The organism is Streptomyces sp. Y1 (assembly GCF_041053115.1).
Taxonomy (GTDB): Bacteria; Actinomycetota; Actinomycetes; order Streptomycetales; family Streptomycetaceae; genus Kitasatospora; species Kitasatospora rubellomurina.
Genome location: NZ_CP163445.1, coordinates 6642611 through 6655479, shown reverse-complemented (window position 1 = coordinate 6655479; position 12869 = coordinate 6642611). Strand labels below are relative to the sequence as shown.

Sequence of the window (12869 nt, the reverse complement as noted above, 5' to 3'; positions counted from 1 at the left end):
GGACTGCGCGAGGTGTGGCCGTTCTGTTGACCATAGGTGTCGTCGCGACCTGCACCGTGGCCACGGGGGACTCCGCCTCGCAGGAGAGACCGGCGGCCGCCGACCCCGCGCCCTCCGACGCCGCCACCGGGGCGGGTGCCACCCCGCCGCCTACCGCGGCGGCCCCGCTCCCCACGCCCACCCCCACGCCGACCTGGGACGGCCAGGTCAAGGTGCTCGGCGACGGCTCCACCTCCTTCACCGGCCCGCAGCCCAAGCAGGCCAAGCCCGAGAAGCTGAAACCCGGCGAGAAGCCGCCGCAGTTCGTGGTGTTCTCCTGGGACGGGGCCCTGGAGGGCGACGACCACCTGTTCTCGCGCTTCCGCAAGCTCGGCGTGGAGAACAACGCCCAGATGACGTTCTTCCTGAGCGGCCTCTACACCCTGCCCAAGTCCAAGGCCTCGCTCTACCACCCGCCGCAACACAAGGTCGGCGACGCCGCCATCGACTACGCCACCGACGCCCACATCAAGGACACCCTGGAGCAGCTGCGCCTCGCCTGGCAGGACGGGAACGAGATCGGCACCCACTTCAACGGGCACTTCTGCAACGCCAAGGGCGGCGGCAACTGGAGCACCGAGGAGTGGAAGAGCGAGCTCGACCAGGCGGTCTCCTTCGTCACCAACTGGAAGACCAACACCGGCTTCAAGGACCTCCCGCCGCTGCCCTTCGACTACACCAAGGAGCTGGTCGGCGGCCGCGCGCCCTGCCTGGAGGGCCAGAAGGCGCTGCTCCCGGCCGAGAAGGCGACCGGCTTCCGGTACGACGCCAGCTCACCGGGCGAGTTCCAGGTGTGGCCGGCCAGGAAGGAGGGCATGTGGAACTTCCCGCTGCAGCTGCTGCCCTTCCCCGGGCGGGAGACCCAGGGCCTGTCGATGGACTTCAACTTCCTGGCCGGCCAGTCCGGGAGCAGCGTCAAGGGTGATCCGAAGAAGTACGCCGCCTGGGAGAAGGAGGCCCGGGACAGCTACCTGGCCGGCTTCGAGCGGGTCTACAACGGCAGCCGGGCCCCGCTGTTCATCGGGAACCACTTCGAGGACTGGAACGGCGGCATCTACATGCAGGCCGTCGAGGACGTGATGAAGAGCGTCTGCCGCCGCGACGGCGTCCGCTGCGTCTCCTTCCGGCAGGTCGCCGACTGGCTGGACGTCCAGGACCCGAAGGTCCTCGACAAGCTGCGCGCGCTGGACCCGGGGCAGCCGGCCGACTGGTCGCGCCTGGTCGACTGACGGGCGGTCGGCCGTGGGGCCCGGGCCCCACGGCCGACCCGCGCGCCCTACCGCCGCCCGCCGGCCGCCGTCTTCATGTACGACGTCCAGATCCGGCCGGGCAGCGCGGAGTCCGAGGTCTCCGGGGCCGCGCCGCCCACCCCCTCCAGCGGGAGCAGCTTCATGTCCTTCAGGTCCGCCCGGAAGACCGTGACCGCCGTGGACTGCTGCCCGTCGTAGCCGACCATCCAGCCCGCCCGGCGGTCCGGCGTGATGCCGGGCTTCGCGGCCAGGTCCGGGCCGGCCTCGGCCACCGAGCCGGCGCTCCCGGCGCGCACCGCGCCCTTGAGCGCCGCGTCCACGTCCGCGGCGACCGCGGGGGTCAGCGCCTGGACGGCGGTCGGCAGCCGCAGGTCGACCGGCGCGCCGTTGCGGGTGATCCTGAGCACCGAGTACGGGTCCGTGCGGCGGCCGCCCGCGGCGAAGGCGGTGTAGGCGTCGGCGGCCCGGATCGCGCTCGGCGTGGAGTTGCCGGTGCCGAAGGCCGGCACCAGTTCGCCCATGCTGGCGGGGGCCAGGCCGAGGTCCGCGGCGGTCCTGCGCACCTGGTCCAGGCCGACGTCCATGGCGAGCTGCATCATCGGCCCGTTGACGGACTGCTCGATTGCGCCGCGCAGGGAGATCCGGCCCCAGTCCCGCTTGCCCTCGTTGGCGGTCTTCACGATCTTCCCGTCCCGCCCCCAGTACGGCCCCTCCGGGGTCATCACGTTGACGCCGTTGTCGCCGTCGTAGGTGGTGGTGGGCTGGACCGGCGTCCGGTCGCCGCCGCGCCGGCGCTGGACGCCCTGGCCGAGCCCGGCGGCGTACACCAGCGGGGTGAAGGCCGAACCGAGCGGCACGGTCGAGGTGTTGGCGTTGTCGAAGCCCTGCTTGAGGTAGTCGGGGCCGCCGTAGAGCGCGACGATCCTGCCGTCGAGGGCGACGGAGGCGGCGCCGACCCGCAGCAGCTTGTCGGCCTCCCGGTGGTCGGGGTCGACCCCCTTGGTGGCGTCCTGCACCGCGGCGGCCAGGGCGGTGACCTTCGGCTTCTCGAAGGTGGTGAAGACCTGGTAGCCGCCGAGGTCGAACTGGGCCGCGGTGATGTCGCTGTGGCTCTCCACGTAGTTCCTGGCCATGTCCACCAGGTACCCGACCTGGCCGCTCAGCCCCGCCGACTTCGGCTGCGGCCCGGGCTCGGGGAACACCGTGTACGTGGCGCGCTCGGCGGCGGAGAGCCTGCCGGTCTTCACCATCCGGTCGAGGATCCAGGACCACCGGTCCTCGGCCCGCTCGCGGTTCTCCGGGCTCAGCGCCGGGTCGAACTGCCCGGCACCCTTCAACAGGGCGGCCAGGAAGGCGCCTTCGCTCGGGTTGAGCTCCGAGACGTCCTTGCCGTAGTACGCCGCCGCGGCCCGCTCGATGCCGTAGCTGCCGCGGCCGAACCAGCTGGTGTTCAGGTAGCCGGCCAGGATGTCCTGCTTGCTCATCCGCTCGTCGAGCTTCATCGCGATGACCATCTCGCTGAGCTTGCGCGACATGGTCTGCCGCTGGTTCAGGTAGATGTTCTTGACGTACTGCTGGGTGATGGTCGAGCCGCCCTGGGTGTCGCCGCCCACGGCCATCTGGTAGACGGCGCGGCCCATGCCGGAGAACGATATGCCCGGGTCCGAGTAGAAGGTCTCGTTCTCGGCGGCGAGCACCGCCCACTGCACCGGCTCCGGCACCTGGCCGAGCGGCACCTCCTGCCGGTTGACCTGGCCGACCCGCGCCATCTCGGTGCCGTCCGCCCAGAAGTACACGTTGTTCTGCTGGGTGGCGAAGGCGTTCAGGTCGTCCGGGACCTCGGTGGTCGCGTAGAACCAGGCCAGCCACCCCGTCAGCGCCGTCACCCCGAGCCCGACCGCCAGGAGCAGCTGGCGCCAGGACGGGAGCCAGCGGCGGACCCCGCGCCGGCCTCTGCGCGGGTAGTCGATCCACCGCAGCGGGCGCCGCCGCCGGCGCTCCTTCTCGTCCTCGGCCCCGCCGCCTTGGTCGGCACGCACAGTCCGGTCTCCGTTCCGCTCGTGGGCAGACAATCCCCCTCGAACGGATAGATGCGATGGCGCGGCGACCGGACAGCCCCGGGTTGGCGTGATCATTCTCACGGCGGGCCGGGGAACCCGGGCGACGCCGGATCGCAGGGGTGACGGGCCATCGGACGGGTGACCCGTCCGGCGCAGCACGGCGCGCGGGCCCGGCCCGGTGCTGCGATCTTCGGAGGGCACCCGGCCGCGCCCGACCACCGGCCGCCGGGCGTCGTCGTCCAGTCGTCGCGCCGTCGAGTCGTCGCGTCGTCCCCAGACCGTGGAGGCCCGGATGTGGCAGGCTCCCCCCGCCCCCGTCAGCCGTGAGTGGCTCCCGGTGCTGGACATGCCGGAGCCCGGCCCGCAGAACCGCTGGACGGTGCTGCTGCGCATGCTGCTGGTGATCCCCCAGGCCGTGGTGGTGTGGGTGCTGTCGGTGGTGGCGTTCTTCGTCACCGTCGTCGGCTGGTTCGGCGCCCTGCTGCTCGGCCGGCTGCCCGGCCTGGTGGCGGACTACCTGGGCGGGTACGTGCCGTACGAGACCAGGGTGACGGCGTACCTGATGCTCACCGTGGACCGCTACCCGCCGTTCCGCTTCGACGCCCCCGAGTACCCGGTGCGGGTCGAGCTGCGGCCCGGGGAGCTGAACCGGCTGGCCGTCCTGTTCCGCATCGTCCTGGTGATCCCGGCCGCGATCGTGCAGGGCCTGCTGAACGCGGGGTGGTGGATGGTGGCGTTCGTCAGCTGGCTGGTGGTGCTGGTGCTCGGCCGGATGCCGCAGCCGCTGTTCGAGGCGACGGCGGCGATCCTGCGCTACCGGCTGCGCTTCACCGCCTACCTGGTGATGCTGTCCTCGGCCTACCCGAAGCGCCTGTTCGGCGAGGAGCCGGGCAGCGAGCCGCAGGGCCCGGCGTCGGCGACCCGTCCGCTGGTCCTGAGCGGCGCCGGGCGCGGCCTGCTGGTCCTCTTCCTGCTGCTCGGCCTGGTCTCCTGGACGACGGGCTCGGTCACCGCGTCGGTGAACTCGGACGACGACAACGAGGACGACAACGGCTTCAACCCGGGCCAACACGTCATGGCGCCGCTGGTGCCGGGCCCGGCCGACCGCGCCTGAGCCCGCGCACCGGCGGCGCACCCCCTACCCCGCTCCCCCTACCCGGCGACCGGCACGCCGGCCGGCTGGGCGGCGGCCCGTCCGGCCGCCGCGTCCAGGGCGGCGAGCCGGCGGAGGCTGGCCCGGCGCTGGAGCAGCCCGAGGCCGCTCGCCGCGCCGCCGAGGGCCAGCCAGCCGACCGGGCCGGCGGCCATCACCACGCCCGTCAGCAGCAGCGGCCCGGCCGCCTTCTGCACCGACTGGGACATCCCGGCCACGCCCAGGTAGGAGGCGCCGGCCCCCGCCGGGGCGAGGCTGACGGCCAGCTCCCAGGAGGTCACCGAGCGCATCAGCTCGGCCAGGGTGACCAGCGTCCCCGCGGCCAGCAGCGTGAGCGAGGCCGTCCAGGGCCCGGCGCCGGTGGCGAGCGCGATCAGCAGGCAGCTCGCGAGGACGGTGAAGCCGTACCAGCGGACCGCCCGGACGGCCCCGCGCGGGCCGTCCGCCCAGGCGGAGACGCGCAGTTGGAGCGCGACGACGAGCACCGTGTTGAGCACCAGGAAGACCGGGACGACGGCGTGCGGCGCCTGGGTGTGGTGGACCAGCCAGACCGGCAGGCCGACGTTGAGGACCGAGTCGTCCAGGCTCAGCGGCATGTCCATCAGCACGAACAGCAGGTAGCCGCGGTCGCGCCAGGGGCTGCGGCCCGCCCTGGCCGGCTCCTCCTCGGCACCGGCCGGGGCCGCCACGACCAGGCCGCGCCCGGCCGGCTCCCGGGTGCGCCGCACGAGTTCGGCGGCGAGCACGTACGAGAGCGCGTTGCCGAGGATCAGCACCTGGTAGGCGGTGGTGGTGCCGAACGCGAGGCCGAGCGCCGCGATCCCGGCGCCGAGCCCGTAGCCGGCGTTGGCGATGCTGCGGAACAGCGCCTGGTAGGTGCCGCGCTGCTCGCCCGCGACGCGGGTGGCGAACAGCATCTCCAGGGTCTTGGCGGAGCGCTCGGCGAGGCAGGTGACGGCGACCACGAGCAGCAGGGCGACGAAGTCGTGGACGACCAGCATCAGGCCCATCGTGCCCAGGCGCAGCAGGTGGCTGGCGATGAGCAGGCCGCGCACCGGGAAGCGCTCGGCGGCCCGCCCGGCCAGCGGCGATCCGGCGATCCCGGCCACCGCCGCCACGCCGAGCAGCAGGCCGAGCTGCTTCTCGTCGAGCCCGCAGACGAAGGTGAAGTAGAGCACCGAGGCCGCCGCCCAGACGCCGGTGCCGGTCCGGTCGACACCCTGCGCGAACAGCATCATGCGCGCGTCCCGCCCGCCCGGCGGCCTCCTCAGCTGTGCGATCAGCCCGTTGTCCCGCATGGCCGTTCCCCCTGCTTGCTCTTCCGGCTTGTTCCTCGAACGTCAATCTCGACGTCAAGATACTTCATGTCGAGAGACTTACGGAACCCCCGATTTCGCCCCCGGTTTCGCCCCTCGACTCCCGCGCCGCCGGTGCGCCACACTCTCCGCAGCACCACACGCCGCGACTCCCGCAGCACCCGCGCTCCCCACGCACCGGCACGACGCATCAACACCCCACCGCCACCGCCGCATTGGAGAGCCACCGGTGACGCACCGCCAACTGCTGGAGATCCCCTTCTCGTCCGGCCGGGCCGGATCCGGCCCGGCCACCTGGGGCCAACGGGCCTTCTGGGACACCGTCCGCCGCCTCGACCCGGCCGACGCGCCGCGCTACAACCTCGCCACCGCCGCGCCGCTCGACCCCGGGCTGCCGCTGCCCGTCCTGCTCGACGCCCTCGGCCGGCTCCTCCACCTGCACGACTCGCTGCACACCCGGCTGCTGCCCACCCGACTTCCGCCCACCGCCGAAGCGGACCTTCCGCTGCGCCAAGTCGTCGACCCGACAGGGGCGTTGACCCTGGAGGTGGAGCACTGCCCGGCGGGCGCCGACCCGGCCGGGGCCGGCGAGCGGCTGCACCGGGAGCTCGCGGCCCGCACCTTCGACACCGCCACCGAGTGGCCGATCCGGGTCGGCGTGGTGGAGAGCGGCGGGCTGGCCCGGCACATCACCCTGGTGCTCTCCCACACGGCGGTCGACGGCGCAGGGCTGAACCGCCTGGTCGCCGACCTCACCGCGCTCTGCCTGGGCACCCCGGCCGCCGAGCTCACCGCGGGCCGCAGCCCGGCCCGGCAGCCGCTGGAGGAGGCCGGGTTCCAGGCCTCGGAGCGGGGCCGGAAGCGGGACGCCGCCGCCCGTGCGCAGTTCCTGCGCAAGCTCCGCTCCGGCCCCGCCCGGCTCTTCCCCGGGGCCGAGCACGCGACGGGCGCCGCCGAGCCGTTCCCGAACGCCGTGCTGCGCTCCCCCGCCCTGCCCGGCGCCGTCGAACGGGTCGCCGCCGCGCACCGGGCCAGCTCCTCCTCGGTGCTGCTGGCGGCGACGGCCGCGCTGACGGCCCGCGCGGCCGGCACGCCCGACGCGGTGCTGAGCGTCGTGGTCAACAACCGCTTCCTGCCCGACCTGGCCGACGCGGTGAGCGCCGTCGCGGGCCAGGCGCTGCTCCACCTCCCGGACGCCACCGCCGAGTTCGGCGATCTGGTGCGCCGCACCCACGCCGCCGCGCTCGGCGCCTACCGGCACGCCTACTACGACGGGCTCGCGCTCGCCGCCGAGATCGAACGGCTGACGGCCGAAGGCGTCCCGCTCGCCGACCGGTCCTGCGTCTTCAACGACGTCCGCACCGTGCTCCCCGCCGGCGGGCCGGACCCGGCGGGCGAGCCGGCGGGCGAGCCGACCACCCTCACCTGGCCGGTCGAGTTCGAGCCGCGCCCCGGCCTCAGCTACGCCCTGGACGTGCGGCACTCCGCCGCGGCGCTGAGCCTCGCGATGACGGCCGACCCGGCCGTGCTCCCGCGCCCGGAGATGGCCCGGTTCCTGTACGGCGTCGAGGAGTTGATCCTCGCCGAGGACCGCCGCCGGAACGCCTGAACGACGGACGGCCCGGCCGCCCGCGCGCTCGGGAGCACGCGCGGGCGGCCGGGCCGTCGACCCCTCGGGTCAGTGCGCCTCCGAGGTCAGTGCGACTCGGAGGTCAGTGCGACTCGGGGGTCAGTGCGCCTCGTGCACCGAGTTGCTCTCCTGGATCTTCTTCCACGACTTCGGCTCCACGAGCGCCTTCGCCCCGGGCGCCAGCGAGGCCGCCGGCGCACCCGCGGCCACCGGCCCGACGGCCGGCTTGGACGCGGTGAACAGCCAGGTGGTGAACAGGTCGCCGAGCTTCTGCCCGGACACCTTCTCCGCGTACGCCTGGAACTCCGGGATGGTCGCGTTGCCGTACTTGCGCTCGGTCGGCCAGCCCTTGAGGATCTGGAAGAACTTGTCGTCCCCGACCTTGTTGCGCAGCGCCTGGATGGCCACCGCGCCGCGGTCGTACACGGCGCCGTCGAACTGCTTGTCCGCGCCCGGGTCGCCCGGCTTGACGGTCCAGAACGGGTCGTCGGCCGGGTGCGAGGCGTAGACGTAGTCGGCGAGCTGCTGCGCCGTGCCCTCGTCCTCGTGCTCGGACCAGAGGAACTGCGCGTACCGGGCGAAGCCCTCGTTCAGCCAGATGTCGCTCCAGCGGGAGAGCGAGACGCTGTCGCCGTACCACTGGTGGGCGAGCTCGTGCACGACCACCGAGGTGTTGGCGCCCCTGGCGAACTGCCGGGGGCTGTAGAAGACCCGGGTCTGGGCCTCCAGGGCGAAGCCGGTGGGGACGTTGGGGACGTAGCCGCCGACCGAGCTGAACGGGTAGGCGCCGAAGATGCCGCTCAGCCAGTCGACCAGCTCGCCGGTGCGCTCGACGCTGGCCTTGGCCGCGTCGGCGTTGTCGCCGAGGTCCTTGCTGTACGCGTTGTAGACCGGCAGCCCGCTCGGCGTGGTGTCGGTGGTGATGTCGAACTTGCCGACCGCGAGCGTGGCCAGGTAGGTGGCCTGCGGCTTGTTCTCGCGCCAGGTGTAGCGGGTCCAGCCGGCCTGGGAGCTGGTGCCGGTCAGCACGCCGTTGCTGATCACCTGGTTGCCGTCCGGCACCAGCACCGAGACGTCGAAGGTGGCCTTGTCGCTCGGGTGGTCGTTGCTCGGGAACCACCACCAGGCCGACTCGGGCTCGCCGGCCGCCACCGCGCCGTCCGGGGTGCGCAGCCAGGCGGTGAAGCCGTACTTCTTCACGGTGGACGGCACGCCCTTGTAGCGGACCACGACGGTGGCCTGGGCGCCCTTGGGCAGCGGCCGGGCGGGGGTGATCTCCAGCTCCTGCTCGCCGCTGGTGGCGAAGGTGGCGGGCCGTCCGTTGACCCGGACCTCGGAGACGTTGAGCCCGAAGTCGAGGTTGAAGCGGGAGAGGTCCTGGGTCGCCGTGGCGAGGATGGTGGTGGTGCCCTCCAACTCGTCGGTCGCGGGCTGGTACTTCAGCCGGATGTCGTAGTGGGAGACGCGGTAGCCGCCGTTGCCGTAGGTCGGGTAGTACGGGTCGCCGGCCCCGGCGGCGCCGGGTTGGAAGTCGGCGGCCGAGGCGGGGACGGCCAGCAGCAGGCTCAGGGCGCCGGCGGCGGCGGAGACGATCAGTCTCTTGCGCAACGTGGTCCTCCAGGATCACCGGAACGAGGGGATGGAGCGATGTTGGATCGATCCATGTCCCGGTGAACCCCGAACCACTCCCTTATTGTGAGATGTTCATGATAAGAAACAGGCCGAAATCGCGGCGCCGCACGACCGTCACCGGCCCCACCCACCGGTTCACGTCACTCCGACCGCTCGGACCGCCGGCTCGGGCCCGCCCCCGGCTCAGGCCCCCAGCGCGACCGGCGCCCGCACCAGCGAGCCGTACTCCGTCCACGAGCCGTCGTAGTTCTTGACGTGCGGGTAGCCGAGCAGCTCGGTCAGCGCGAACCAGGTGTGCGCCGAGCGCTCGCCGATCCGGCAGTACGCGATCACCTCGCGCTCCGGCTCGACGCCCTTGCCCCCGTACAGCGCCCGCAGTTCCTCGGCCGGGCGGAACGAGCCGTCGTCCCGGGCCGCCTGCGACCAGGGGACGTTGATCGCGCCGGGGATGTGCCCGGGCACCTGGGCCTGCTCCTGCGGCAGGTGCGGCGGGGCGATCAGCTCGCCCCGGAACTCGGCCGGCGAGCGGACGTCCACCAGCACCGAGTCGGCGCCGGGCTTGGCGAACACCTCCGCCTTGGCCAGCACCTCGTCGCGCATCGCCCGCAGCTCCGGGCGCTCCGGCCCGGTCAGCCGGTAGGAGGTGTGCTGGTAGTCCATCACCTCCTGGGTGAGCTCCCGCCCCTCCAGCTCCCACTTCTTGCGCCCGCCGTCCAGCAGCCGCACCGGCCGGAAGCCGCGCAGCCGCAGCAGCCAGTAGCCGTACGCGGCGAACCAGTTGTTGTTCCCCCCGTACAGCACGACGGTGGTGTCCTCCTCCACCCCGGCCGCCCGCAGCAGGTGCTGGACGCCGTCGCGGTCCGCGTAGTCGCGGCCGACCCGGCTGTGCAGGTCGGTGTTCCAGGCCCAGCCGACCGCGCCGGGGATGTGGTCCCGGTCGTAGGCCGTGGTGTCCTCGTCCACCTCGACGACCCGGATCGTCCCGTCGTCCAGGTGGCGGGCCAGCCACTCGGTGCTCACCAGCGCCTCGGGGTGCGCGTAGCCGTTGCCGGTCATCCCAGGCCCTCCTTCGGCTCTGCCCGGGCGGCGGCGCCCGATGACGGGCACGGCGGGGCGCCGGCGACCGGGCCGGACAGTTCGAACGTACGCCGCCCGCCCGGCCCGGGCCACCCCGAGCTCAGCCCCCGGAAGCCTCAGCGCCCGGCGGCGCCGTCCGGCCGCGCCACGTAGTACAGGTTCAGCACGTCCCCCTCGACCTGCTCCACGTCGACCGAGCCGAACCCCGCCTCGGCCAGCATCCGGCGGGCCGTCTGCTCGCCCCAGACCGTCCCCAGCCCCTCCCCGCCCTCGCCGAGCGAGACCGTCATGCAGTAGAAGGTCGAGAAGGTGTAGAGCGCGGGCGCCAGCGGGTGATCGACGTTCTCCTCCAGCCTGCTGCTGGCGGCGACGTCGCCCATCAGGAAGACGCCGTCCGGCCGCAGCGCGCCGGCGATCGCGGCCAGCGTGCGGGTCGGGCGGGCCAGGTCGTGGATCACGTCGAAGGCGGTGACCAGGTCGTACGCCCCGGTCAGCTCGGCGGAGTCGGCGACCTCGAACCGGGCGTTGCGCAGGCCGAGTCCGGCCGCGGACTCGCGGGCGGCGGCGATGCCCTCGGTGGAGATGTCGATGCCGGTGAACCGGCTCTCCGGGAACGCCTTCGCGAGGACGGTGACGGCGTGCCCCTGCCCGGTGCCGACGTCCAGCGCGTCGGCCCCGGCCCGCAACCGCTCGGTCAGGCCGGGCACCAGCGGCACGATCGCGTCCACCAGCGCCAGGTCGTACACCCGGGCGGTCTCCTCGGCCTGCAGCCGCTGGAAGCGCGGGTAGGCCGAGTACGGCATCCCGCCGCCGGTGCGGAAGTGGCCGAGCAGCTCCTGCTCGACCTCGCCCATCATGGCGAGGAACGGCATCATCGCCGCCATGTTCTCCGGCCCGGCCGCCCGGGTCAGTGACGCCGCGTGCTCGGGCGGCAGCGTGTAGGTGCCCCGCTCCGGGTCGTACTCGACGAACCCGGCGACCACCATGCAGCCCAGCCACTCGCGCACGTAGCGCTCGTTCAACCCGGCGGCGCGGGCGATCTCCCCGGCGGTCGAGGGGGCGAGCCCGGCCATCCGGTCGAAGAGCCCGGTCTGGTGGCCGATGCTGGCCATCAGCCCCACGCACGCGTCGTTGAGCACCTCCACCACGTGGCCGGCGAAGGCCTCCTGCTTCTCCGTGTCCAGCTCCCGTACGGACATCACTCCTCCTCCGCTCGGGACGGCACCCCCCTCGCTGTCACGCTACGCCACGGCCCCGCACCGCCCCAGCCGACGGCGGTGCGGGGCCCGGGCGGGGGCTCAGGAGAAGATCACCGAGCGCAGCTTCAGCCGGTCGCCGAGCCGCTTGCCGGGGTTCATCACGTAGAAGACGTCGCCGCCGCAGTCGAAGTCGAGGAAGACCGTGGCCGTGGAGTTGGTGAAGTTCTCCGGCGCGAAGGCCGGGTCATCCTCGGTGGCCCCGAAGAGGTTGATGCAGTGGCGGCTCTCCGGGTCGGCGATCCCGGCCGGGACGCCCGGGCCGACCTTGTAGAGGAAGTCCCCGGTGGCCGCGTTGGCCTGGACGGGGACGGCGAGGACGAGGGCGACGGCGCTGGTGGCAGCGAGAACGGCGTTGCGGAGACGCATGGGTGAGGGCCTTTCAGGTGGTACCCGGTGGTACCTGGGGAATTGGTGCGAGATCACCCTAGAGGCCCAAAATCCGCAGAAACGGTTCTCCCAATCCACTCTTTCGGGTGGTTTGAACTTCAAAGCCGCTACCCGCCACCCCGCCGCCCCTCCCGGTTCGGTGCCCTCAGTTCGGCGGCGCCGTGAAGTAGTACCCCGAGTCGACCAGCACCGGCAGGTACGCCTTCAGCGCCGCCACCGTCTGCGAGCGGTCCCCGCCGCCGTCGTGGTTGAGCACGATCGCGCCGGGGCGGACGTCCTTGAGGATCCGGTCGGTGATCACCGAGGTGCCCGGCCGGGCCCAGTCGCGCGGGTCCACCGACCAGCCCATGTTCCGCAGCCCGAGGTCGGCGGCCACCTTGAGCGACACCGGGGACCAGTCGCCGCCGGGCGCCCGGAACCAGGTGGGCAGCCGCCCGGTGGTGCGGTGCAGCAGGTCGGAGGTGCGCTCCAGCTCGTCCCGCACCTTGCCCTCGGACAGCTGCCGCAGGTCCGGGTGGGTCCAGGTGTGGTTGGCGATGTGGTGGCCGTGGTCGGCGATCTCCCGCACCAGGGCCGGGTGTTCGACGGCGTTCTCGCCGATCAGGAAGAAGGTCGCCCGGATGCCGTACTGCTGCAGCAGCGCCAGCACGGTCGGGGTGTGCCGGGGGTCCGGGCCGTCGTCCAGGGTCAGCGCCACCACCCGGCGCTCCGCGTCCAGCTCGTACACCGGCTTGCTCTCCGCCGCGCTGAGCGCCTTGTGGACGGGCTCCACGGAGGGCGCGGCCGAGGGGGACGGCGCCGCGGACGCGGACGGCGGCGCCGGGGAGGGGGTCGCCCCCGGCGAGCCCGGGGGCGAGCCGGACGGCCCGGCCCACTGCGAGGGCGAGCCGACCGGCGCGGCCCCGACCGCGCCCGCCGCCGCGGCCTCCGGACTGGGCGAGGCGGCGGCGCCGTCGCCACCGCCGAAGGGGTTCCGGCAGCCGGTGGCCGCGCCGAGCAGCGACATCCCGGCCGCGACCAGCAGCAATCTTCGCGAAGTAATCTGACGATCAGACAGCATTCTTGA

At 73.2% G+C, this 12869-nt stretch carries 10 protein-coding genes; 3 read left to right on the top strand and 7 right to left on the bottom strand.

Annotated features, from left to right (window positions below; genetic code table 11):
- The first annotated feature begins 32 nt into the window (after positions 1–32).
- On the top strand, positions 33–1268 hold the full coding sequence (locus tag AB2U05_RS29180) for a hypothetical protein (RefSeq protein WP_244178746.1): 1236 nt from the start codon (positions 33–35) through the stop codon (positions 1266–1268).
- Between the two features lie 47 nt (positions 1269–1315).
- Here the strand turns inward: AB2U05_RS29180 and AB2U05_RS29175 are convergent, their stop codons facing one another.
- Complete coding sequence (locus AB2U05_RS29175; RefSeq protein ID WP_369184685.1) at positions 1316–3328, bottom strand: transglycosylase domain-containing protein; 2013 nt, start codon at positions 3326–3328, stop codon at positions 1316–1318.
- A gap of 313 nt (positions 3329–3641) precedes the next feature.
- Between AB2U05_RS29175 and AB2U05_RS29170 the strand changes: the two genes are divergently transcribed.
- Entirely contained in the window at positions 3642–4463 is an 822-nt protein-coding gene (locus tag AB2U05_RS29170; protein WP_369184684.1) for a DUF4389 domain-containing protein, read from the top strand.
- 38 nt (positions 4464–4501) lie between these two features.
- Here the strand turns inward: AB2U05_RS29170 and AB2U05_RS29165 are convergent, their stop codons facing one another.
- On the bottom strand, positions 4502–5800 hold the full coding sequence (locus AB2U05_RS29165) for an MFS transporter (protein ID WP_369184683.1): 1299 nt from the start codon (positions 5798–5800) through the stop codon (positions 4502–4504).
- A gap of 247 nt (positions 5801–6047) precedes the next feature.
- Between AB2U05_RS29165 and AB2U05_RS29160 the strand changes: the two genes are divergently transcribed.
- A complete protein-coding gene (locus tag AB2U05_RS29160) occupies positions 6048–7427 on the top strand; it encodes a condensation domain-containing protein (RefSeq protein WP_369184682.1) in 1380 nt (459 codons plus the stop codon).
- Positions 7428–7547: 120 nt separating this feature from the next.
- Here the strand turns inward: AB2U05_RS29160 and AB2U05_RS29155 are convergent, their stop codons facing one another.
- The 5 genes from AB2U05_RS29155 to AB2U05_RS29135 all read right to left on the bottom strand — a co-directional run bounded on the left by AB2U05_RS29155 (position 7548) and on the right by AB2U05_RS29135 (position 12863).
- Positions 7548–9056, bottom strand: coding sequence for a M1 family metallopeptidase (locus AB2U05_RS29155; RefSeq protein ID WP_369184681.1), 1509 nt, complete (start codon positions 9054–9056; stop codon positions 7548–7550).
- 207 nt (positions 9057–9263) lie between these two features.
- The gene (locus tag AB2U05_RS29150; RefSeq protein ID WP_369184680.1) at positions 9264–10136 is read right to left on the bottom strand and encodes a sulfurtransferase; all 873 of its coding nucleotides are present in this window, start codon (positions 10134–10136) and stop codon (positions 9264–9266) included.
- A gap of 137 nt (positions 10137–10273) precedes the next feature.
- On the bottom strand, positions 10274–11356 hold the full coding sequence (locus AB2U05_RS29145) for a class I SAM-dependent methyltransferase (protein WP_369184679.1): 1083 nt from the start codon (positions 11354–11356) through the stop codon (positions 10274–10276).
- Between the two features lie 99 nt (positions 11357–11455).
- The gene (locus tag AB2U05_RS29140; protein WP_369184678.1) at positions 11456–11782 is read right to left on the bottom strand and encodes a hypothetical protein; all 327 of its coding nucleotides are present in this window, start codon (positions 11780–11782) and stop codon (positions 11456–11458) included.
- A gap of 166 nt (positions 11783–11948) precedes the next feature.
- A complete protein-coding gene (locus tag AB2U05_RS29135) occupies positions 11949–12863 on the bottom strand; it encodes a polysaccharide deacetylase family protein (protein WP_045695501.1) in 915 nt (304 codons plus the stop codon).
- Positions 12864–12869: the final 6 nt, after the last annotated feature.